A 21,431-nucleotide genomic window follows, 5' to 3' on the forward strand; every position below is an offset into this window, starting at 1 on the left:
CCGGCATTCACGATGATGCCGCGCCCTCAGCCTGCGGAACGGCGAGGCATGGGGCGCGGTCGGTATGGGGCAGACTTTAGGCAGCGCGCACCCGCCGCTCAATGATCGAAAATGACAAGTTACTGACCAAAGATGACACGCTGTCTTGGCAATACCCGGCGCAGCCCCTACCCTGTGGGGCACCCCATGAGTACCCATCCTTTATGCGCAAGCTGATCTTCCTCGTTCTGGTCATCCTCTTCGCCGGTTATGCCGGCTGGGCGGAGCGTCGCCCGGTGGGCCACTACCTGTCCGACCTGCGCAGCCAGGTGGTGCTCAACCAGGGCCAGCCGTCCGAGCACGGCAACCTGCTGGGCGTCCAGCCGGAACTGTTCACCCAGGACTACCAGAGCGCCGAACGCCTGCGTCTGAAATTCCACGCCTACCTGGCCAAGGCCCGCGACGAAGGGCTGATCAACCCGCGTACCGTCGTGGTGTTCCCCGAGCACATCGGCACCTGGCTGGTGGCCGCCGGCGAGAAGCCCGAGGTCTACCAGACCGAGCACCTGACCGAGGCCATGGAATGGATGGCCGCCAGCAACCCGCTCAAGCTCGCGCGCGGCTGGCTCGGTGCCAAGGGCGAGGACCGCATGGCGGACGCCCTGTTCCGCATGAAGGCGGTAGACATGGCACATGACTACCAGACACTGTTTGGCGGGCTGGCCAAGGAATTCGGCGTGACCATCGTCGCCGGGTCCATCGTGCTGCCCAACCCGCGCATCGTCGAAGGGCAGATCCGTACCGGCAACGGCCGCCTCTACAACGTCAGCCAGGTCTTCGGTAGCGACGGCCTGCCGCTGGGCAAGCCGCAGCGCAAACTCTTCCCCATCGACGACGAGAAAGGCTTCACCCGCGGCGGCAATCCCGACGACCTGCAGGTCCTGCAGACCCCGGCCGGACGCCTGGGCGTGCTGGTCTGCGCCGACAGCTGGTTCCCGGCGAGCTACGAGGCGTTGGCGACGAACAAGCCCGATATCGTTGCCGTGCCTGCTTTCCTCACCGGCAACGGCAACTGGAGCAAGCCCTGGAAGGGCTACAACGGCGCGCCGACACCGAGCGATGTGACGCTCAAGCCCGGCGAACTGACCGAGGGCCAAGCCTGGGAACGCCTGGCCCTGGCCGGCCGCCTCGGCGAAAGCGGCGCCCATGCCGGTATCACCGTGTTCATGCGCGGCCACTTGTGGGACCTGGGCAGCGACGGCCGCAGCCTGGTGGTCAGCGGCGACAGCCACACCCTGGCGCCCGACGGGCCCGGCGCGCGCCTGATCAACCTCTGGCTATGAGCCGCCCGACCATGCGGCTGGGCGATCTGTCGGTGGGCTTCGTCCACAGCCTCGCCGACGCCCTCGCGGAAAGCGGTATCGCGCCGCAGCCACTGCTTCAACAGTACGGGCTGGACGCCGCGCGCCTGGGCGAACCGGGCGCTCGCCTGTCGATCCCGCGCTACATGCGCCTGGGCCATGCGGCCATCCAGCAGAGCGGCAACCCCGCCCTCGGCCTGCGCATGGGCCAGCTGAGCCGACCGAGCCAGAGCGGCCTGGCCGGTGTCACCGCCGCGCAAGCGCCCAACCTGCGTGCGGCGGCCCGTGCGCTGATCCGCTTCGAGCCGCTCTACGCACAGAACTACCGCGGCCAGAGCAGCTTCATCGAGGACGCCGGCGGTGCCTGGCTGCGTTTCTACTCCATCAGCCCGTACAACGCCTACAACCGCTTCGTGGTGGATTCGGTGCTGGCTGGCTGGGTGAGCATGCTCGGCAGCATCGGCGCACAGCCGCTGCGCCCGGAGAAGGTTGAAATCGAATACCCGGCGCCTGCCTGGGCGTCGCGCTTCGAGGAAGCGCTGGGCTGCACGGTGGAGTTCGGCGCCGAACACAACCAACTACGCCTGGACCAGACCACCCTGGCGCGCGCCAACCCGGATCACTGCCCGAGCACCTGGCGGCAATTGCTGGAAATCTGCGAGAAGGAGTTGGAGCAATTGACCCGCACGCGCAGCCTGCGTGAGCGCGTTGCCCAACTGCTGGGACCAATGCTCAACGGCAGCGAGCCGGACCTCGAGGAAGTGGCCGCACGCCTGAAGCTGCCGACCTGGACGCTGCGCCGCAAGCTGGCCGAGGAAGGCACGCAGTTCCGCAGCATCCTCAACGACACACGCCGCGACCTGGCGATGATCTACATCCGCGACACCGACCTCGCCTTCGGCGAAATCGCCTACCTGCTCGGCTTTGCCTCGGCGGAAGCCTTCCAGCGCGCCTTCAAGCGCTGGAGCGGGCAAACGCCGGGGGAATTCCGCCGCGCCCAGCGCCACAGCGCCTGATCACATCTCGGTGGCGTCATCGGCCGGCTCCGGCAGATCCTGTTCCACGACATGCAGCTCCAGCAGTTCTTCCTGATAGTCGTCCATTGGCTTTTCTCCTGACCGTTCGATCCGGTTTTAGCAAAGACCACGAGGAAAAATCTAGACGCCAAAGGTGAACGACCTGTGACAGCGTCTTACAGGACAACGTCAGGACTTTTCGGACGGAAACGAAAAAGCCCCCAGGTATTGCTACCTGAGGGCTTTCGAATATGGCGCAGCGGACGGGACTCGAACCCGCGACCCCCGGCGTGACAGGCCGGTATTCTAACCGACTGAACTACCGCTGCGTGTCGGTTGGACTTTCGTCCGGTACAGCAACCTCCTTGCGCCTGGAGTGAATCACTCGACAAGCCGGTTCGGGGTAGGAACCAAGGAGGGGGAAATGGCGCAGCGGACGGGACTCGAACCCGCGACCCCCGGCGTGACAGGCCGGTATTCTAACCGACTGAACTACCGCTGCGCGTAACTGCGAGAGTGGTGGGTGATGACGGGATCGAACCGCCGACCCTCTGCTTGTAAGGCAGATGCTCTCCCGGCTGAGCTAATCACCCTTCGTCTCGAAGTGGGGCGCATTCTACAGCCGACGAATCCTAAGTCAATGCCCTGATTGAACTTTTTTTCATTTTCCGCAAAAAAAGTTCGGCGTGCGGTTAGCGCCCCCGGCGCGGCTTCATGTTCGCGCTCAGAGTCGGAAAGCCACAAAAGAAAAAGGGCGACCGCGGGCCGCCCTCCTCTTCCACACTCGACACTCAGTCGAGATAGATCATCTTGCGCGTCATGCCGCCGTCGATCACCAGTTCCTGGCCGGTGACGAAACCGGCATCGCCATTGACCAGCCAGGACACCGCCGCGGCGATATCCTCCACCGTCCCCACACGGCCAACCAGGTGCTGGTCGTGGTCCAGTTCGGTCAGCGGCTCAGCCTCGCGCTCGCGCAGGTCGCGAGCGTCGATCCAGCCGGGGGAAATCGCGTTGACGCGAATCTCCGGGCCCAGGCTGCTGGCCAGGGCGTGGGTCAGCGACAGCAACCCGCCCTTGCTCGCCGCATAGGCTTCGGAATTCGGCTCGGACTGGTGCGCGCGGGTGGAAGCGATATTGACGATGACACCGCTGTGCGCACGCAGATAGGGCGCACAGTGCTTGGCCAGCAGCATCGGCCCCGTGAGGTTCACCGCCAGCGTGCGGTTCCACTCGTTCAGACCCAGGCTTTCGAGCGCCGTATTATGTGGCCGCGCGATAGCGGCATTGCTCACCAGCGCGTCGAGACGACCGAACTGGCCGATCAATTCGGCCACCGCTGCTGCAACCTGCGCTTCATTGGCCACGTCCAGGGCGATGAAGCTGGCGCGCTCGCCGAGCGCTGCGGCCACTTTCGGCCCGCGCTCACGATCAATATCCGCCAGCACCACCTGCCAGCCCTCGGCGACCAGCCAGGCGGCGATGCCCAGGCCGATGCCATGCGCCGCCCCGGTGACCAGGACGACACGCCCGTTGCCGAGGATGTCAGCCATGCTCACAGTGCCGCCAGGCCTCGCGCCAGATCGGCCTTGATGTCGTCGACATCCTCCAGGCCAACGGCAACGCGGATCAGGTTGTCACGGATGCCGGCGTTCTCGCGCTCGGCCGGCGAAAGGCGGCCGTGGGAGGTGGTAGCCGGGTGGGCGATGGTGGTCTTGGTGTCACCCAGGTTGGTGGTGATGGAGATCATCCGGGTAGCATCGATGCAGCGCCACGCCGCGTCCTTGCCACCCTTCACCTCGAAGCTCACCACCGCGCCGAAGCCCTTCTGCTGACGCCTGGCCAGCTCATGCTGCGGATGACTGGGCAGGCCGGAGTAGTAGACGCGCTCGACGCCCGGCTGTTGCTCCAGCCATTCGGCGATTTGCTGGGCCGAGGCACTGTGGGCCTGCATGCGCACACGCAGTGTTTCCAGGCCCTTGATGAAGATCCAGGCGTTGAACGGGCTGAGGGTCGGGCCGGCGGTGCGCAGGAAACCGACGACGGGCTCCATCTGCGCGCGGCGACCAGCCACCACGCCACCCATGGTGCGGCCCTGCCCGTCGATGTACTTGGTCGCCGAGTGGATCACCACATCCGCGCCCAGCTTCAGCGGTTGCTGCAGCGCCGGGGTGCAGAAGCAGTTGTCCACCGCCAGCAGCGCGCCTTTGGCATGCGCGATCTCGGCCAGCGCGGCGATGTCCACCAGCTCGGCCAACGGGTTGGACGGCGATTCGACGAAGAACAGCCTGGTGTTCGGCTTGCAGGCCGCTTCCCAGGCTTTCAGATCGCTCAGCGGCGGGTAGTCCACCTCGATGCCGAAACGCTTGAAGTACTTCTCGAACAGGCTGATGGTCGAGCCGAACACACTGCGCGAGACCAGCACGTGGTCGCCGGCACTGCACAGGCTCATCACCAGGGAAAGGATCGCCGACATGCCGGTGGACGTGGCCACCGCCTGCTCGGCGCCTTCCAGCGCGGCGATGCGCTCCTCGAAGGTGCGCACCGTGGGGTTGGTGTAGCGCGAATAGACGTTGCCCGGCACTTCGCCGGCGAAACGCGCGGCCGCGTCGGCCGCGCTGCGGAACACGTAGCTGGAAGTGGTGAACAGGCCCTCGCCGTGCTCACCTTCCGGGGTGCGGCGCTGGCCGGCACGCACCGCCAGGGTGTCGAAACCGACACCCTCGAGGTCGCTGTCCAGCCGGCCGGCTTCCCAATCCTGAGCCATGCCTGCTCTCCTTAGTCGTTATACAGATCGATGATGGCGCTGACGGCGGCGACCTTGGTCTTGGTCGCGTCGTTGCGCGCCTGCTCGATCTTGTTCAGATAGGCCTCGTCGACGTCGCCGGTAACGTACTCACCGTTGAACACGGCACAGTCGAAGTGCTCGATCTTGATCTTGCCGCCCTCGGTGGATTCGATCAGGTCCGGCAGGTCCTGATACACCAGCCAATCGGCGCCGATCAGCTCGCCGACTTCCTCGGTGCTACGGTTGTGCGCGATCAGTTCGTGGGCGCTCGGCATGTCGATGCCGTAGACGTTGGGATAGCGTACGGCGGGAGCGGCGGAGCAGAAGTAGACGTTCTTCGCGCCGGCCTCTCGGGCCATCTGGATGATCTGCTTGCAGGTGGTGCCGCGCACGATGGAGTCGTCCACCAGCATCACGTTCTTGCCGCGGAACTCCAGTTCGATGGCGTTGAGCTTCTGGCGTACCGATTTCTTGCGCGCGGCCTGGCCAGGCATGATGAAGGTACGGCCGATGTAGCGGTTCTTCACGAAGCCTTCGCGGAACTTCACGCCCAGGCGGTTGGCCAGCTCCAGCGCGGCGGTGCGGCTGGTATCCGGGATCGGGATGACAACGTCGATGTCGTGGTCCGGACGCTCGCGAAGGATCTTGTCGGCCAGCTTCTCGCCCATGCGCAGGCGTGCCTTGTAGACCGAGATGCCATCGATGATGGAGTCCGGGCGCGCCAGGTAGACGTGCTCGAAGATGCACGGCGAGTACTGCGGGTTGGCCGCGCACTGGCGGGTGTAGAGCTTGCCTTCCTCGGTGATGTACACCGCTTCGCCCGGCGCAAGGTCGCGGATCAGGGTGAAGCCGAGGACGTCCAGCGCCACGCTTTCCGACGCAATCATGTATTCCACGCCGTTTTCGGTGTGGCGCTGGCCGAAGACGATCGGGCGGATGGCGTGCGGATCGCGGAAACCGACGACGCCGTGGCCGGTGATCATCGCCACCACGGCGTAGCCGCCGACGCAACGCGCATGCACGCCGGCAACGGCGGCGAAGACGTCTTCCTCGGTGGGCTGCAGCTTGTTGCGCACCGCCAGCTCATGGGCGAACACGTTGAGCAGCACTTCCGAGTCGGAGTTGGTGTTCACGTGGCGCAGGTCGGATTCGTAGATTTCCTTGGCCAACTGCTCGACGTTGGTCAGGTTGCCGTTGTGCGCCAGGGTGATGCCGTACGGCGAGTTGACGTAGAACGGCTGGGCCTCGGCGGAGCTGGAGCTGCCCGCGGTCGGGTAGCGCACGTGGCCGATACCGATCTTGCCGACCAGGCGCTGCATGTGGCGCTGCTGGAAGACATCACGGACCAGGCCGTTGTCCTTGCGCAGGTACAGACGGTCGTCCTGACAGGTGACGATCCCCGCAGCGTCCTGGCCACGATGCTGGAGAACGGTGAGGGCGTCATACAGCGCCTGATTGACGTTCGACTTGCCCACGATACCGACGATGCCACACATGCGACGCAACCCCTAGTTGGTGTTCAGGCTAAAACAATTCCGTATTCGGCAGTATCCACCGGACCTGCCATGGCGGCGACGGCTACCCGTCGCCTCTGCCCGCCCGTCATTGGGCCGGCAGCAAAGACCCCACTCCGGACGGCGGAGTGATGGTCACGCCGGACATCCACTGCCCGGCGAAAGTCAGGATGAAGTTCTTCGACCAGTCGGCGACCAGCAGGAAATGCGGCAGCAGCACCGATTGCTGCCACCACGGATCCTGTTGCACCGGCGCCAGGCTCAGCAGGCCGACCAGCAGAACCACCAGCAGCACGCCACGGGCGCCGCCGAACACCATGCCGAGCACACGGTCGGTGCCGGACATGCCGGTCACCCGCACCAGCTCGCTGATGAGGAAATTGACGAGTGCACCCAGCAACAGCGTGACGACGAAAAGAAGAGCGCAAGCAGCGATGACGCGCCCCGAGGGCAGCTGAATATAGGGTGCGAGATGCTCGGCCAGCGCGCCGCCGAACATCCAGGCGACCGCACCGGCTACGATCCAGGTGACCAGCGACAGGGCTTCCTTGACGAAACCACGGCTCAAGCTGATCAGGCTGGAAATGACGATGATGCCGATCATCGTCCAATCGACCCAGGTAAATGCCACGTTGCGGCCCAGAAACGGAAAGGCCCCGCATTTTAGCAGAGGCCTTCGATTTAGAAGAGCCCCAGTTTGCCATGGGGCTGATTGAGAGAAGCTAACGAACCAACTCAGCCACGTTCAGGCTGGAACCGCACCACGAAACCGTTGAGCTTCTGCTGCTTGCCGAGCTGATCGCGCAGGCGGTCTGCCTCGGCGCGCTCGACCACCGGTCCGACGAACACCCGGTTCATGCCGTCGAAGCTGCGAACGTAGGCGTTGTAGCCCTGGCTGCGCAGTGACTTCTGCAGTTCATCGGCGCGGGCGCGGTTGGACAGGCTGGCCAGCTGCACCGACCAGCTCACCGGCAGGTTGTTGCTGTCCAGACGCTGGGCCGGCTGTTGCGCAGGCGCAGCCGGAGCGGCACTGGCCTGGGCGGGCTGTTGAGCGGGCGCAGCAGGCTTGGGCGCAACTGGCTGCGGAGCCGGAGCCTTGGGCTGAGCGGACTGGGACTGCTGGGCTGGCGAGCTGGCGATCGGTGCGGAAGGCGCCTGCGCGGCCGCCGTCTCGGCAGGCGGCACACCGTTTTCGGCGTCTTCGGCCTGTGGCTCGGGAACCTCGGTGGGTTGCACCTCGACCGTCGGCATGGCCGGCGGCTTGGGCATCACCGGCGCCTCGACCACGACCTGGCGTACATCATCCTCGCGGGAGAACAGCATCGGCAGGAAGATGACCGCCAGTGCCAACAGCACCAGCGCTCCGACTACCCGCTGCTTGAGCCCCTTATCGAGCAACGCCATGCAACAACTCCCCTTGGGTCTACCTTATTGAGCAGCCTTGGCGAGCCACTCCAGGGCATCCGCCACGCTGTAGAACGAACCGAACACCAGAATCTCGTCATCGGTGCTTGCTGCATCGCACTGCGCTACCAGCGCCGCGGCGATATCGCCATGACAACTGACCTGCGCCCCGCGAGCCTGCAATGCCGCCTGCAACTCTCCAGCAGGACGGCTGCGGCTGGTGGGCAACGGTGCGACGGCCCAATCCTGCACCAAGCCGAGCACAGGTTCCAGTACGCCGTCGAGATCCTTGTCCGCCAGCAGGCCGAATACCGCGTGGCGCACGCCCTTGGGCGGCGCCGCACGCAGGCGACTGGCCAGGTATTGCGAGGCGTGCGGATTATGCCCGACGTCGAGCAGCAAGTGGCGCTCTTCGCCGTGCCATTGCACGGTGCGCCGATCCAGGCGCCCGGTAACCCGGGTACGCAACAGCGCGGCGGCCAGGGAATCAGGCTGCCACGGCAGGTCCAGCAAGGCATAGACCTGCAGGGCCAGCGCCGCGTTCTCCATCGGTAGTTCGAGCTGCGGCAGGTTGTGCAGGCTCAGCGCTTCACCCGAAGCGGAGCGGCCACGCCAGTGCCAGTCGCCCTCGCCCATTGCCAGGTCGAAATCGCGGCCGCGAAGGACCAGCGGCGAACCCAGTTGGCGAGCCTGCTCCAGGAGCGGTGCTGGCGGCTCGAGGTCGCCACACACGGCAGGCTTGCCAGCGCGGAAGATACCGGCCTTCTCGAAGGCCACGCTTTCGCGGGTATCGCCCAGCCAGTCGGCATGGTCGATGCCGATGCTGGTGACCACGGCAACATCGGAGTCGATCAGGTTGACCGCATCCAGGCGGCCGCCCAGGCCGACTTCCAGCACCACCGCATCGAGGTTGGCGCGCTCGAACAGCCAGAAGGCCGCGAGAGTGCCCATCTCGAAGTAGGTCAGGGAGATTTCGCCGCGCGCCGCCTCGACGGCGGCGAAGGCTTCGCACAGCGTTTCATCGCTGGCTTCGGCGCCATCGATGAGCACGCGCTCGTTGTAACGCAGCAGGTGCGGCGAGCTGTACACGCCGACCCGCTGGCCCTGCTCGCCGAGCATGGCGGCGAGGAAGGCGCAGGTGGACCCCTTGCCGTTGGTGCCGGTGACGGTCACCACGCGGGGCGCGGGGCGTCCCAGGCCAAGCCGGCCGGCTACTTCACGGGAGCGGTCCAGCCCCATGTCGATCGCCGTGGGGTGGAGTTGTTCGAGGTAGCTGAGCCAGTCGGCAAGGGTACGTTGGGTCATCCTGCGAGCGCGGTACTTGGAGTGTGGGTGAACTTGGCGAGCACCTTGGCCAGGCGCGGACGCAGCTCGGCACGGTGAACGATCATGTCGATGGCGCCGTGCTCCAGCAGGAACTCGCTGCGCTGGAAGCCTTCGGGCAGCTTCTCTCGCACGGTCTGCTCGATCACGCGCGGACCGGCGAAGCCGATCAGGGCGCGCGGCTCGCCGACGATCACGTCGCCGAGCATCGCCAGGCTGGCGGAGACGCCGCCGTAGACCGGGTCGGTCAGCACGGAGATGAACGGGATGCCCTCTTCGCGCAGACGGGCCAGCGCGGCGGAGGTCTTGGCCATCTGCATCAGGGAGATCAGCGCTTCCTGCATGCGCGCGCCACCCGAGGCGGAGAAGCAGATCATCGGGCAACGGTTTTCCAGGGCGTAGTTGGCGGCGCGCACGAAGCGCTCGCCGACGATGGAGCCCATGGAGCCGCCCATGAAGGAGAACTCGAAGGCACTGACCACCACCGGCATGCCCATCAGCTTGCCGCTCATGGAGATCAGCGCGTCCTTCTCGCCGGTATCCTTCTGCGCAGCGGTCAGGCGGTCCTTGTACTTCTTGCTGTCGCGGAACTTCAGGCGGTCCACCGGCTCCAGCTCGGCGCCCAGCTCCTCGCGACCTTCCTCATCGAGGAAGATGTCGATGCGCGCACGCGCGCCGATACGCATGTGGTGATCGCACTTGGGGCAGACGTCGAGGGTCTTTTCCAGCTCGGGGCGGTACAGCACCGCTTCGCAGGACGGGCACTTGTGCCACAGGCCTTCCGGCACCGAGCTCTTCTTAGCCTCGGAACGCATGATGGAAGGGATCAGCTTGTCTACCAGCCAGTTGCTCATGCTTACATCTCCAGTGCAGGGGCGCGGTGCGATGGACGGCGCCTGCCCCTGAGCAAATTCATCGTCGCGGTACCGACCTCAAGGCCGGAACCCCTCGCAAACAAAGGCGCCGCCGAGGCGTCGCCATGAATACACCACTGGGTCGCCGACGGCAGCCGCCAGCGAGTCCCAACGCTGCCGTGCAGCGATTGGGTAGTGGACGGCGGCGGGCCGCTCGTCGTCACATGAAGATTCCGCGTCAAGCCACCGACCGGCACTGGGCGATGAAATCGCGGATCTTCTGCGCATCCTTGATTCCCTTGCTCGCCTCCACCCCGCCGCTCACATCCACGGCGTATGGCCGCACCTGGGCGATGGCCTCGGCCACGTTGGCCACCGTCAGGCCACCCGCCAGGATCAGGGGGCGCTGAACATCCTTCGGCACCAGGGACCAATCGAAAGCCTGCCCGGTTCCACCAGGGACGCCCTCCACGTAGGTATCGAGAAGGAAACCACTGGCCTGTGGGTAGTTCGCGATCTGCGCCGCCACGTCGTCGCCCGGCTTTACCCGCAGGGCCTTGAGGTAACGCTTGTGCCAGCCGGAGCAGGCTTCGGGCGTTTCGTCGCCGTGGAACTGCAGGACGTCCAGCGGCACCGCATCGAGGATCTCCCCCAATTCGCAACGGCTGGCATCGACGAACAGGCCGACGGTGCTGACAAAGGGCGGCAACGCGGCAACGATTGCCCTGGCCTGCTGGATGCTCACCGCACGCGGGCTCCTGGCGTAGAACACCAGACCGATGGCGTCGGCGCCCGCCTCGGCGGCTGCCAGGGCATCCTCGACTCGGGTAATACCGCAGATTTTGATGCGAACGGCAGACAAGATGCAGCAACCTTCAGGCAAGTGATCGATCGATGGTAGCAAATGCCCCCGGCAACGTCAGCCAACGACATCCGGCAAACTTGAAAGGAAATGTGGCCCCAGGTAGCGCTCGGGCAACACGAATTCCTCCGGGTACTCCACGCGCACCAGGTACAACCCGTAAGGGTGCGCTGTGACGCCCCCGGCACGGCGATCGCGTGCCGCCAGCACTTCGGCCGCCCACTCCGACGGCCGCTCACCGGCGCCGATGGTCATCAGCACACCGGCGAAGTTGCGCACCATGTGGTGCAGGAAGGCGTTGGCGCGAATATCCAGCACGATGAAGCGGCCGTGCTCGATCACCTCCAGGTGATGCACGGTTTTCACCGGCGACTTGGCCTGGCACTGCACGGCGCGGAACGAAGTGAAGTCATGGGTGCCGACCAGCGCCCGGGCCGCTTCGCGCATGCGCGAGGCGTCCAGCGGACGGTGGTTCCAGGTCACCTCTTCGGCCTGGTGCGCCGGGCGGATCTGGTCGTTGTAGATCACGTAGCGGTAACGCCGCGCCAGGGCACTGAAGCGCGCATGGAAGTGCGCCGGCATCACCTTCGCCCAGGTCACGCTGATATCGCCCGGCAGGTTGGCATTGGTGCCCATGATCCAGGCCTTGAGCGGGCGCTCGACCGTGGTGTCGAAATGCACCACCTGCCCACTCGCATGCACCAGAGCGTCGGTACGGCCCGCGCACATCAACGAGACGGGATGATCGGCCACCCGGGACAGGGCTTTTTCCAACGCCCCCTGTACGGTCGGCACACCATCTTCCTGGCGCTGCCAGCCGCGATAACGCGAGCCTTTGAATTCGACGCCCAGGGCAATCCTGGAAACGCCAACGGCGGCCGATTCGGCCGCCGCTGAGAGTACTGCTTCAATCATCTATCTGGAGCCTTCCGGCTCAGGCGATACGCCCGAGCAGTTCACGCGCTTCCTGCTGCTGGTTGTCGTCACCCTCGGTGAGCACTTCATCGAGGATGTCGCGGGCGCCTTCGGTGTCACCCATGTCGATGTAGGCACGCGCCAGGTCGAGCTTGGTGGCCGCTTCATCGGCGCCGGAGAGGAAGTCGAAATCGTCTTCGTCATCTGCCCCTTCGCCCGGCAGGGCAAGGTCGCTCGCGAGGAAGCTGTCTTCAGCCAACGGCGCGGCAACCGGAGCTTGCGCCTCGTCATTCTGCGACGACAGGCGATCCAGCTCGGCGCTGACCTCGTCCAGTTGTGCGGCGAAACTATCGGCGGCCTTGGCCGGCACCGGCTCGTCGTCCGCCAGGGACAGGTCGAAGTCGTCCGGCAGGTCGTCGGCCTGCGGCGCCTTGCTGTCGATATCCAGGCTGAACTCTTCGGGACTCACTCCGGACAGCGAAGCGGTGTCGTCGTCCAGGCCCAGCAGGAAGTCGTCTTCCGCCGATGCCAGGGTAGCGTGGGTGTCTTTCTCCAGATCCTTGTCCAGGTCCAGGGAGAAATCGCCCAGATCGTCCGCCAGCGACGGAGCCTCAACCTTGGCAGCCGACTCTTCCGGCAGGTCGAGGTCGAAGGCGAAGTCGTCCTCGGCCTTGGCGCTCGGCGCCTCGGCCGGCGAACCGCCCAGGCTCAGGTCGTCATCCAGGTCGAAACTGCCGAAGGACAGATCGTCGTTCTGCTGGGTGGCCGGAGCGGCAGGCTTGTCTTCGCCCAGATCAAGATCGTCCAGCGCCAGGTCAAAGGCATCGTCCAGGTCGCCATGGGGCTGCGCAGCGGGCTCCGCAGCGGCTGCCGGGGAATCGATGGTGAAGTCGTCCAGGCTGAATCCGTCGAGCTCATCGTCGGAAGCCGCTGCCGCTGCGGCCAAGCCGCCACCCACTGCAGCCAGGGTGACCATGCCCGGATAGCGGGATTTCAGCTGTTCCACCTGCGGTTCGGCGCCGCCGATCTCGCGCAGCTCGTTTTCCTGGCGGGCGAAGCCTTCGCGATCACCGATCTCGGCATAGACCTCCATCAGCTTCAGGCGCAGGTCGGCGCGCTGCGGCTCGTCGTAGATGGCGCCCTGCAGCAGTTCGGCAGCCTGGTTGAAGCGGCCGTAGGCGATGTAGATATCCGCCTCGCCCAGCGCATCGCTGGTCTGCGCGGCAACGCGCTCGGGCGCAGCTTGTGTCGGGGCGGCGACTTCGGCGGCCTGCGGCACGTCGAGGGTATCCAGCTCGCTGCCGGCGAGGGCCAGGTCATCGTCCAGGTGCGGCTCGTCGTCGCCGGCGTAGGCAGCGAGGCTTTCCTGCTCCTTGGCGGCGCGGCGACGGGAAATGATCATCAGCAGGACCAGCAGGGCCAGCAGTGCGCTGCCGGCAATTGCACCCAGCCAGATCGGGTTGGCGAGGATCTCGTCGACGATGCTGGTCTGGGCCTGCTCGACCGGTGCAGCCACTGGAGCAGGCGCCGGCTTGGGCTTCTGCGCCTCGGGCGCGGGAGCAGGGGCGACCGGAGCGGGCGTCGGTGCCGGTTGCGGCTGCGCCTCGGCGGCCGGTGCCGGCGGGGTGCCCGCATCGCCAGCGGGAGCCGGGGCGACCGGTTGTTCAGCGACCGCCGGAGCCGGCGGAGTTGCGGGCTGAGCAGCCGGTTCGGCGCCCGGCACCGGAGCCGGCACGACAGCGGCGCCGTTGGCTGCAGCCTTGTCGTTGCCCAATTCGTTCTGCAGCTTCGCCAGCTGCGCATCCTTCAGCGCAATCAGCTTCTGCAGCTTGTCCATCTGGCTCTGCAGGTCGGTCATGCGACTGCTCAGCTCGTCATTCTCGCGACGGGTGCTGTCGAGACTCTCCTTGGTGACGGCCAGCTTGTCGGCGACGGCCTGACCATCCTTGCTGCCCTTGTCGCCACCCTTGGCCTTGCCGTTCTCGCCGGAGAGCAGGCGCAGGCTGTCCTTGGTCTCGGCCTGGGCCGGAGCGTTACCGGCGTTGGCGCGGGGAGTGGCGTCCAGCTGACGGGTACCGCCGGCCGGCAGGCTGCGGCCCTCGCGCCAGGCGGTGTACTGCTGTTTGACTTCGGCCTCGGCGGTCGGCTGGGTGCGGGCCTTGATCTGCTCCGCATCGGGCAGGCGCAGCACCTGGCCGCTCTTCAGGCGGTTGATGTTGCCACCGAGGAAGGCGTCGGGATTGAGATCCTGGATCGCCAGCATGGTCTGCTGGACGGATACGCTGCCGTCCGGGCGCGCACGGGCGGCGATGTCCCAGAGGGTGTCATTCTTGCCGGTGCGGTATTCGTTGCCGTCCAAGCGGCGCGACGCGGCAGCCGGGGCCGGAGCGGCGCTGCGGGCGGGAGCGGCGGCAGGACGGGGCGCAGCCGTGGCGGACGGGCGCACGGCGGGTGCGGGGACGGCCATCGGCGCGCGCGGCACGGCGGCGGCGGTCTGCGGGGAATACAGCGGCGGGTCCAGCAGCACGGTGTATTCGCGCAGCAGTCGACCATTGGGCCAGAGCACTTCCACGAGGAAGTTCAGGTAGGGTTCCTGCACCGGCCGGTCGGAGGTCACGCGAATGACGCTCTTGCCGTTGGGCTTGACGATGGGGGTGAACTTCAGCCCGGTCAGGAAGTACTGACGGTCGACGCCGGCCTTGTTGAAGTCTTCCGGCGAAGCCAGCTTCGGGATCACCTCGGCCGCGGACAGGTCACGCACTTCAACCAGTTCGATTTCGGCATCCAGCGGCTGGTTCAGCGCCGAACGCAGGTGGATGTCTCCCAACCCCAGCGCATGCGCCATGCCCGAGGTCAGTGCCGAAGCAGCTGCGATTGCCTGCACCAGTTTGCGAAGCCGGACCATATATTAATCCCTTGTTTTAATAGCTTTTTTCTGGATTAGAACAACGTCTATCGGGCGCCGCTGCCCACTACACCCGCCGTTTTCACGGCAGTGCTTCCCCTGTCAGCGACGTTCCCGGCCAGTATTGCCAAGCTAGAATACTTCTTCAAATATTCGGTAAGTATCTTTTACAGATAGTGTTTTATCAACAATTCGCCCAAGTTCACAGCATTTAGGGCTGCGCCTTTTCTCACATTATCTGACGCAATCCACAAATTCAGTTCGCACGAATCTGTCAGACCGTTCCGTAGGCGACCGACGTAAACCCTATCCTGCCCCTGTGCATCGCCGATGACAGTCGGGTAATCATCTTCCACCAGCTCAATGCCGTCAGCCGCCTCAAGAGCTGCACTGACGTCGGGCAGGGAAACCGGTGTCACAGTCTTGATGGTCAGCATCAGGGCATCACCGAAGAAAACCGGGGCCACGCTGCAGGTCACGCTCAGGCCATGCTCCAGCTCGGGGAACAGCCTTGCGAGCTCCGCCGCGATGCGACGCTCTACCGCGGAATGGCCCTGTTCGTCGACGCCACCCAACTGCGCGAGCATGTTGAAGGCGAACTGGCGATCCACCAGGCGTGGCTCCAGCGGGCGCGCATTGAGCAGCTCGGCAGTCTGCCGAGCCAGCTCCTGTACCCCCTCGCGCCCTAGCGCAGAGGCAGACAGGCAGGCAGCCACATTGACCTGGCGAAGCTCCAGCACGCCGCGCAGCGCGGCGAGCACCTCGGCCACCTCGGCGGCGGGCGCTGCCGGTGCTGCAATCAGGGCGGGGAGCTGCAGGGTTTCGATGGCATCGCCATTCACGCAGGCCTGGGCCAACAGTGCGGCGGCATTGTTCAGCGCGGCACCACTGAGGTCGATCACACTGCAGCCTGCCTCGCCGGCGCGGGCGGCACAGTCGGCAGCAGCTTCGGCGCCCACGGAGAGGAAAGCCAGGCGCACCTTGGCGAAGTCGAACTCATCGAGCTTGCCGACCCGGATGTTGCGCCCACGGAAGCCTATCGACTTGCCGGCGGATTCGCCGCTGGCCAGCAGATACAGGTTGGCGACGGGGAAGTCGCGCTCTTCCAGCAGTTCGACCAAAGCCTCGCCAACGAGTCCTGTGGCGCCAACTACGGCAATGTCGAGTGTTTCAGGCATCGGGGTCTCACAATCGGTGGGAAAAGTAGCGCAGCACTTTACTGCCCCCACCGGCGGCGAAGCAATCGAGCGCCCCGCCGCCTATCGCCGCAGCTCAGGGGCGCGGCTCGCCCCCGGCGGCCTGAGCGGTCAACCCTGCCGATGCCTGGGGATTGCCGGCTGGCGAGGCGGCCTGGGCCTTGGCGCGATCCTGCTCGGCCAGTCGCGCGATCAGGCCGGCGATCTGCGAGTCTTTCAGCTCGATCAGCTTGTTCAACTTCTGGGTCTGGCTTTCCAGGTCGGAAATCCGGCTGCGCAGCTCCTCGCCTTCGCGGCGTGCGCTGTCCAGGCCTTCCTGGGCAACGGCCAACTGCTCGGCCTCCACCTTGCCTTTATCTTTACCCGGCTGACCGGAGACCAGGCGCAGGTTGTCGCGCTCTTCGGCCTTCGCCGGCGCACTGCCCGCCTCGGCCTTGTGGGTCGCGTCCAGTTGGCGCTCCTGCTGCGCCAGTTGCGGATTGCGCTTGGCCTTCCACTGCGAATTCTGGGTTTCCACGTGGGCCACTGCCTGGGCATGGCTCTGCTCGCGAACCTGTTGCTCGCTGGGCAGACGCAGTACCTGGCCGACCTTCAGGCGATTGATATTGCCGTCGACGAAGGCATCGGGGTTCATCCGCTGCATCGCCGCCATGGTCTGCATGACCGAGACGCTTCCGGATGGGCGATTGCGCGAGGCGATGTCCCACAGCGCGTCGTTGCGCTGGATGCGATAGCTGTCAGTCGGCGCATTGGCCACAGAAGGCGTCAACGGTTGCGCTTGCGGCGCGCGGACGGCAGCAACCGGCGCAATGGCCGGCGGCGTCACGGGGCTGGCTACATAGGACGGCGGATCCAGCAACAGGGTGAACTCACGAACCAGGCGCCCCTGCGGCCAGACGACCTGCAGGACAAAGTTCACGTACGGCTCGCGAATCGGCCTGTTCGAGCTGACATGAATGACGCCACGGCCGTTCTTGCCGATATCAGGGGTGAATTTCAGCCCGCTGGTGACCACGTTGCGGTCCACCCCGAGGCGCTCGAAGTCCTCGGCCGAGGCCAGGCTCACCACGACGTCTTCGGAGCTCATGTCAGCCGCACCGCGCAGATCGATATTGGCCGAAAGGTTCTGCCCCAGCGCCGCCCGCGAGGAAATGTCGCCCAGCTCAAGGGCGCCCGCCATGCCCGGCAGGAAAGCCGCCGCCACCGCCGTTGCCAACCACAATCTGTGTAACCGAGCCATCCTCTCCCCCGCTGCTTGCTTGCCGTCGGCCGGCGCGAAAGGGCGCGCCAGAACCTGTCCCCATGGACGGGCAGCGAGGATAGCGACTGGTTCCCGGTGGCTTTTGCGGGTGCGTCACAGAAACTGGCGCCAAAGAGCCGGCAGCAACACAGGCTGGCGTTTTTGTGCGGCGGTTCACCTACACAAGGGGAACTTCTCGTGTTCCAGAAAGCACAACGCCGGCACTGGGCCGGCGTTGTGAGGTGACGCAGAGCGGATCAACGCTCGAGCAGGATGCGCAGCATACGGCGCAGCGGCTCGGCAGCGCCCCACAGCAGTTGGTCGCCGACGGTGAAGGCACCGATGTACTGCGAGCCCATGTTGAGCTTGCGCAGACGACCCACCGGAACGCTCAGGGTGCCGGTAACGGCCGCCGGAGTCAGTTCGCGCATGCTGATCTCGCGCTGGTTGGGGATCAGTTTCACCCAGGGATTGTGCTGGCTGATCATGCCTTCGATGTCCGCGATGGGCACATCCTTGTTCAGCTTGATGGTCAGCGCCTGGCTGTGGCAGCGCATGGCGCCGATGCGCACGCAGATGCCGTCGACCGGAATCGGGTTCTTGAAGCGACCAAGGATCTTGTTGGTTTCCGCCTGGCCTTTCCACTCTTCGCGGCTCTGGCCGTTGGGCAGTTCCTTGTCGATCCACGGGATCAGGCTGCCGGCCAGCGGTGCGCCGAAGTTCTCGATCGGCATGGCGTCGCTGCGGATGGCCTCGGCGACCTTGCGATCGATGTCGAGGATGGCGCTGGACGGGTTGGCCAGGTCATCGGCAACGGAGGCGTTGATGGCGCCCATCTGCTTGATCAGCTCGCGCATGTTCTGCGCGCCGGCGCCGGAGGCCGCCTGGTAGGTCATGGCGGACATCCACTCGACCAGGCCAGCTTCGAACAGGCCGCCCAGGGCCATCAGCATCAGGCTGACGGTGCAGTTGCCGCCGATGTAGTTCCTGGTGCCGGCGTCCAGCGAGTTGTCGATGACCTTGCGGTTGACCGGGTCGAGGACGATGACCGCGTCATCCTGCATGCGCAGGCTGGAGGCGGCGTCGATCCAGTAGCCCTGCCAGCCGGCTTCGCGCAGCTTGGGGAAGACTTCGCTGGTGTAGTCGCCGCCCTGGCAGGTCAGGATGACGTCGAGGGTTTTCAGTTCCTCGATGCTGTAGGCGTCCTTGAGGGGGGCAATGTCCTTGCCAATGGACGGGCCTTCGCCACCCACGTTGGAGGTGGTGAAGAACACCGGCTCGATCAGGTCGAAGTCCCGCTCTTCCAGCATCCGCTGCATGAGCACCGAACCCACCATGCCACGCCAACCGATCAGACCTACACGCTTCATCGCTACTACACCTTCAAATATTTAGAGGGCCGTCGTTCCCGCTTTCCTACAAGAGCGCGGGAACGAGCGAGCCGGACAGATTACAGATTCCGCAGAGCCGCGACTACCGCATCGCCCATTTCGCGGGTACCGACCTTGGTGCAGCCTTCGGACCAGATGTCACCGGTGCGCAGGCCCTGGTCGAGGACCAGGCTCACGGCCTTCTCGATGGCGTCGGCGGCGGCGCCTTCGTTGAAGGTGTAACGCAGCATCATCGAGACCGAGAGGATGGTCGCCAGCGGGTTGGCGATGCCCTTGCCGGCGATGTCCGGCGCGGAACCGTGGCAAGGCTCGTACATGCCCTTGTTGTTCGAATCCAGCGACGCAGAAGGCAGCATGCCGATGGAGCCGGTGAGCATGGAAGCCTCATCCGACAGGATGTCGCCGAACATGTTGTCGGTCACCATCACGTCGAACTGCTTGGGCGCACGGACCAGCTGCATCGCAGCGTTGTCCACGTACATGTGCGACAGCTCGATGTCCGGGTAGTCCTTGGCGACTTCCTCGACCACTTCGCGCCACAGCTGGCTGGACGCCAGGACGTTGGCCTTGTCCACCGAGCACAGCTTCTTGTTGCGCACGCGGGCCATGTCGAAACCGACGCGGGCGATGCGGCGGATTTCGCTTTCGCTGTACGGCAGGGTGTCGTACGCCTGGCGCTCGCCGTTCTCCAGTACGCGCTGCTCGCGCGGTTGGCCGAAGTAGATGCCGCCGGTCAGCTCGCGGACGATGAGGATGTCCAGGCCGGCGACCACTTCGGGCTTCAGGCTGGAGGCATCGGCCAGCTGCGGGTAGAGGATGGCCGGGCGCAGATTGCCGAACAGGCCCAGTTGCGAACGGATCTTCAGCAGGCCGCGCTCGGGGCGGATGTCACGCTCGATCTTGTCCCATTTCGGGCCGCCCACGGCGCCCAGCAGGACGGCGTCGGAGTTGCGCGCACGCTCCAGGGTCTCGTCGGCCAGCGGTACGCCGTGCTTGTCGATGGCGGCGCCGCCGATCACGTCTTCGGTCAGTTCGAAGCCCAGGGCGAACTTGTCGTTGGCCAGCTCCAGCACCTTGACCGCTTCGGCCATGATTTCCGGGCCGATACCGTCGCCGGGGAGAACCAGAATCTGTTTGCTCATCTCTCTGCTCACTTTATAAAAGTCGCTTGGCAAAAAACGTAACGCTCCGGGCGGCTCGCGCCACCCGGAGCGGTCAAAAAGCTGAAATCAGCGCTCGGCCCAGAGCACCAGCACGTCAGTGCTGAAAGAGCCCTCGGCGTCGATCTCGAAATACTCGCGCACCTCAATGCCCATCGAAAGCTGCAGGGCACGAATGGCCTGGCGCATCACGTCGGGCGTACGCATGCGCTCGACCCAGGACGTGAACGCCAGGCGCAGGCGCTGGCGCTTGGCAGCGGTCACCGCAAGCCCAGCCTCGCCAACCAGGCGCGCCCACTCCGACGGCGAGTAGTCACGCACGTGGCTGGTGTCGCGCAGGACCTCGACAGTCTGCAGATAGGTGTCCAGCAGAGGCAAGCCCGGCGCCGCGACATCGATGAAGCAGGCCACGCCGCCCGGCTTGAGCACCCGGCGCACTTCGCGCAGCGCCTGGCCAACATCCCGCCAGTGGTGCGCGGAATAGCGGCTGAAGACGAAGTCGAACTCCCCCTCTTCGAACGGCAGCTGCTCGGCGGCGCCACAACGCGTGGAGATGTTGCCCAGGCCGCGCTCGGCGGCGGCCGAAACCACCACATCGAGCATCTGCTGGGACAGGTCGTAAGCCACCACCTCGCCGGCCAGCGGCGCGACGTTGAAGCTTACATGCCCTGCCCCGCAACCCAGGTCCAGCACACGCGCACCAGTGGTCGCCGACAGTCGCTCACGCAGTTGGGCGAATTCTTCGCCCTGGGCGTGGACGGCACTGGTCAGGTAAGCGTTGGCCTGGGCGCCGAACTGGCGCTGGACCACTTGCTCGTGGCGACTCTGGGTCATGGCTTTCTCCTTGGCTTGCGGTTGCTGCGGCGCCATCAGGCGTCGCGGAACAACCAGGGTTGCTGCTGTTTATAGCCACCTTCGAAACTGCGGATGGCGTCGGCGTCCTGCAGGGTCAGGCCGATGTCGTCCAGGCCGTTGAGCAGGCAGTGCTTGCGGAACGCGTCCACTTCGAAGCGGTACTGCTTGCCATCCGGACGGGTCACGGTCTGTGCGGCCAGGTCGACGGTCAGCTGGTAACCCTCGGTGGCTTCGCACTGGGCGAACAGTTCGTCCACTTCTTCGTCCTTCAGAATGATCGGCAGCAGGCCGTTCTTGAAGCTGTTGTTGAAGAAGATGTCAGCGAAGCTCGGCGCGATCACGGTGCGGAAGCCGTACTCGTCCAGCGCCCACGGCGCGTGCTCGCGGGAGGAGCCGCAGCCGAAGTTCTCACGGGCCAGCAGCACGCTGGCGCCCTGGAAGCGCGGGAAGTTGAGGACGAAGTCCTTGTTCACCGGACGCTTGGAGTTGTCCTGGTTCGGCTGGCCGACGTCCAGGTAGCGCCACTCGTCGAACAGGTTCGGGCCGAAGCCGGTGCGTTTGATCGACTTGAGAAATTGCTTGGGAATGATCTGGTCGGTGTCGACGTTGGCGCGATCGAGCGGCGCGACGAGACCGGTGTGCTGGGTAAAGGCTTTCATGTTCGGTCT

At 65.4% G+C, this 21,431-nt stretch carries 18 protein-coding genes and 3 tRNA genes; 2 read left to right on the forward strand and 19 right to left on the reverse strand.

Translation table 11 applies throughout. The features are described from left to right. Nucleotides 1-203: 203 nt before the first annotated feature. Nucleotides 204-1,322 (forward strand): carbon-nitrogen hydrolase family protein, encoded by a 1,119-nt coding sequence (locus tag LDJ84_RS20680; protein WP_226045364.1) that lies wholly within the window; start codon nucleotides 204-206, stop codon nucleotides 1,320-1,322. Then, nucleotides 1,319-2,356, forward strand: a complete 1,038-nt coding sequence (locus tag LDJ84_RS20685) for an AraC family transcriptional regulator (protein WP_164488278.1) — start codon at nucleotides 1,319-1,321, stop codon at nucleotides 2,354-2,356. Before LDJ84_RS20680 ends, LDJ84_RS20685 begins: the two co-directional genes overlap by 4 nt. A 252-nt stretch (nucleotides 2,357-2,608) precedes the next feature. On the opposite strand, the gene LDJ84_RS20690 is transcribed toward LDJ84_RS20685, so the two are convergent. The 19 genes from LDJ84_RS20690 to leuD all read right to left on the reverse strand — a co-directional run bounded on the left by LDJ84_RS20690 (nucleotide 2,609) and on the right by leuD (nucleotide 21,422). Further along, a tRNA-Asp gene (locus LDJ84_RS20690) sits at nucleotides 2,609-2,685 on the reverse strand. A gap of 96 nt (nucleotides 2,686-2,781) precedes the next feature. After that, nucleotides 2,782-2,858 (reverse strand) — tRNA-Asp (locus LDJ84_RS20695). 15 nt (nucleotides 2,859-2,873) lie between these two features. Further along, a tRNA-Val gene (locus LDJ84_RS20700) sits at nucleotides 2,874-2,949 on the reverse strand. A gap of 198 nt (nucleotides 2,950-3,147) precedes the next feature. Continuing rightward, on the reverse strand, nucleotides 3,148-3,909 hold the full coding sequence (locus LDJ84_RS20705; RefSeq protein WP_084357413.1) for an SDR family oxidoreductase: 762 nt from the start codon (nucleotides 3,907-3,909) through the stop codon (nucleotides 3,148-3,150). A gap of 2 nt (nucleotides 3,910-3,911) precedes the next feature. After that, on the reverse strand, nucleotides 3,912-5,123 hold the full coding sequence (locus tag LDJ84_RS20710) for an O-succinylhomoserine sulfhydrylase (RefSeq protein ID WP_084357414.1): 1,212 nt from the start codon (nucleotides 5,121-5,123) through the stop codon (nucleotides 3,912-3,914). An 11-nt stretch (nucleotides 5,124-5,134) separates the two neighbouring features. Then, nucleotides 5,135-6,640 (reverse strand): amidophosphoribosyltransferase, encoded by a 1,506-nt coding sequence (purF, locus tag LDJ84_RS20715; protein WP_037015408.1) that lies wholly within the window; start codon nucleotides 6,638-6,640, stop codon nucleotides 5,135-5,137. 106 nt (nucleotides 6,641-6,746) lie between these two features. Continuing rightward, on the reverse strand, nucleotides 6,747-7,289 hold the full coding sequence (locus LDJ84_RS20720; RefSeq protein ID WP_024767274.1) for a CvpA family protein: 543 nt from the start codon (nucleotides 7,287-7,289) through the stop codon (nucleotides 6,747-6,749). A gap of 104 nt (nucleotides 7,290-7,393) precedes the next feature. Beyond that, the gene (locus LDJ84_RS20725) at nucleotides 7,394-8,062 is read right to left on the reverse strand and encodes an SPOR domain-containing protein (protein ID WP_024767273.1); all 669 of its coding nucleotides are present in this window, start codon (nucleotides 8,060-8,062) and stop codon (nucleotides 7,394-7,396) included. 24 nt (nucleotides 8,063-8,086) lie between these two features. Beyond that, nucleotides 8,087-9,367, reverse strand: coding sequence for a bifunctional tetrahydrofolate synthase/dihydrofolate synthase (gene folC / locus LDJ84_RS20730; RefSeq protein WP_084357415.1), 1,281 nt, complete (start codon nucleotides 9,365-9,367; stop codon nucleotides 8,087-8,089). Continuing rightward, nucleotides 9,364-10,239, reverse strand: a complete 876-nt coding sequence (gene accD, locus LDJ84_RS20735) for an acetyl-CoA carboxylase, carboxyltransferase subunit beta (protein ID WP_038803623.1) — start codon at nucleotides 10,237-10,239, stop codon at nucleotides 9,364-9,366. The genes folC and accD overlap by 4 nt, the downstream gene beginning before the upstream one ends. Before the next feature lie 238 nt (nucleotides 10,240-10,477). Continuing rightward, nucleotides 10,478-11,101 carry a phosphoribosylanthranilate isomerase gene (locus tag LDJ84_RS20740; RefSeq protein ID WP_065084952.1) on the reverse strand — a complete coding sequence of 208 codons (624 nt, stop codon included), beginning with the start codon at nucleotides 11,099-11,101 and terminating at the stop codon, nucleotides 10,478-10,480. Between the two features lie 57 nt (nucleotides 11,102-11,158). Beyond that, a complete protein-coding gene (gene truA / locus LDJ84_RS20745) occupies nucleotides 11,159-12,016 on the reverse strand; it encodes a tRNA pseudouridine(38-40) synthase TruA (protein ID WP_065084953.1) in 858 nt (285 codons plus the stop codon). 19 nt (nucleotides 12,017-12,035) lie between these two features. After that, on the reverse strand, nucleotides 12,036-14,921 hold the full coding sequence (locus LDJ84_RS20750) for a FimV/HubP family polar landmark protein (protein WP_226045365.1): 2,886 nt from the start codon (nucleotides 14,919-14,921) through the stop codon (nucleotides 12,036-12,038). A gap of 167 nt (nucleotides 14,922-15,088) precedes the next feature. Next, nucleotides 15,089-16,099 carry an aspartate-semialdehyde dehydrogenase gene (locus LDJ84_RS20755; protein WP_084357417.1) on the reverse strand — a complete coding sequence of 337 codons (1,011 nt, stop codon included), beginning with the start codon at nucleotides 16,097-16,099 and terminating at the stop codon, nucleotides 15,089-15,091. Nucleotides 16,100-16,193: 94 nt separating this feature from the next. After that, on the reverse strand, nucleotides 16,194-17,339 hold the full coding sequence (locus LDJ84_RS20760) for a FimV family protein (protein ID WP_226045366.1): 1,146 nt from the start codon (nucleotides 17,337-17,339) through the stop codon (nucleotides 16,194-16,196). A gap of 275 nt (nucleotides 17,340-17,614) precedes the next feature. Then, nucleotides 17,615-18,727, reverse strand: a complete 1,113-nt coding sequence (gene asd, locus LDJ84_RS20765; RefSeq protein WP_084357418.1) for an aspartate-semialdehyde dehydrogenase — start codon at nucleotides 18,725-18,727, stop codon at nucleotides 17,615-17,617. An 80-nt stretch (nucleotides 18,728-18,807) separates the two neighbouring features. Next, nucleotides 18,808-19,890 (reverse strand): 3-isopropylmalate dehydrogenase, encoded by a 1,083-nt coding sequence (leuB, locus tag LDJ84_RS20770; RefSeq protein WP_024766915.1) that lies wholly within the window; start codon nucleotides 19,888-19,890, stop codon nucleotides 18,808-18,810. Between the two features lie 87 nt (nucleotides 19,891-19,977). Next, complete coding sequence (locus LDJ84_RS20775; RefSeq protein ID WP_226045367.1) at nucleotides 19,978-20,742, reverse strand: class I SAM-dependent methyltransferase; 765 nt, start codon at nucleotides 20,740-20,742, stop codon at nucleotides 19,978-19,980. A 35-nt stretch (nucleotides 20,743-20,777) separates the two neighbouring features. Beyond that, a complete protein-coding gene (leuD, locus tag LDJ84_RS20780) occupies nucleotides 20,778-21,422 on the reverse strand; it encodes a 3-isopropylmalate dehydratase small subunit (RefSeq protein WP_024766913.1) in 645 nt (214 codons plus the stop codon). Nucleotides 21,423-21,431: the final 9 nt, after the last annotated feature.

The sequence above is a fragment of the Pseudomonas sp. HS-18 genome (assembly GCF_020401845.1).
In the GTDB taxonomy this organism is placed as follows: Bacteria; Pseudomonadota; Gammaproteobacteria; order Pseudomonadales; family Pseudomonadaceae; genus Pseudomonas; species Pseudomonas nitroreducens.

Excerpts from the sequence above, each read along its gene's own strand:
- LDJ84_RS20775 (WP_226045367.1), bottom strand. The coding sequence starts at position 20,742 with ATGACCCAGAGTCGCCACGAGCAAGTGGTCCAGCGCCAGTTCGGCGCC.
- LDJ84_RS20725 (WP_024767273.1), bottom strand. The coding sequence starts at position 8,062 with ATGGCGTTGCTCGATAAGGGGCTCAAGCAGCGGGTAGTCGGAGCGCTG.
- LDJ84_RS20705 (WP_084357413.1), bottom strand. The coding sequence starts at position 3,909 with ATGGCTGACATCCTCGGCAACGGGCGTGTCGTCCTGGTCACCGGGGCG.
- LDJ84_RS20685 (WP_164488278.1), top strand. The coding sequence starts at position 1,319 with ATGAGCCGCCCGACCATGCGGCTGGGCGATCTGTCGGTGGGCTTCGTC.
- truA (WP_065084953.1), bottom strand. The coding sequence starts at position 12,016 with ATGATTGAAGCAGTACTCTCAGCGGCGGCCGAATCGGCCGCCGTTGGC.
- LDJ84_RS20755 (WP_084357417.1), bottom strand. The coding sequence starts at position 16,099 with ATGCCTGAAACACTCGACATTGCCGTAGTTGGCGCCACAGGACTCGTT.
- LDJ84_RS20750 (WP_226045365.1), bottom strand. The coding sequence starts at position 14,921 with ATGGTCCGGCTTCGCAAACTGGTGCAGGCAATCGCAGCTGCTTCGGCA.
- folC (WP_084357415.1), bottom strand. The coding sequence starts at position 9,367 with ATGACCCAACGTACCCTTGCCGACTGGCTCAGCTACCTCGAACAACTC.
- leuD (WP_024766913.1), bottom strand. The coding sequence starts at position 21,422 with ATGAAAGCCTTTACCCAGCACACCGGTCTCGTCGCGCCGCTCGATCGC.
- purF (WP_037015408.1), bottom strand. The coding sequence starts at position 6,640 with ATGTGTGGCATCGTCGGTATCGTGGGCAAGTCGAACGTCAATCAGGCG.
- accD (WP_038803623.1), bottom strand. The coding sequence starts at position 10,239 with ATGAGCAACTGGCTGGTAGACAAGCTGATCCCTTCCATCATGCGTTCC.
- LDJ84_RS20680 (WP_226045364.1), top strand. The coding sequence starts at position 204 with ATGCGCAAGCTGATCTTCCTCGTTCTGGTCATCCTCTTCGCCGGTTAT.
- leuB (WP_024766915.1), bottom strand. The coding sequence starts at position 19,890 with ATGAGCAAACAGATTCTGGTTCTCCCCGGCGACGGTATCGGCCCGGAA.
- LDJ84_RS20710 (WP_084357414.1), bottom strand. The coding sequence starts at position 5,123 with ATGGCTCAGGATTGGGAAGCCGGCCGGCTGGACAGCGACCTCGAGGGT.
- asd (WP_084357418.1), bottom strand. The coding sequence starts at position 18,727 with ATGAAGCGTGTAGGTCTGATCGGTTGGCGTGGCATGGTGGGTTCGGTG.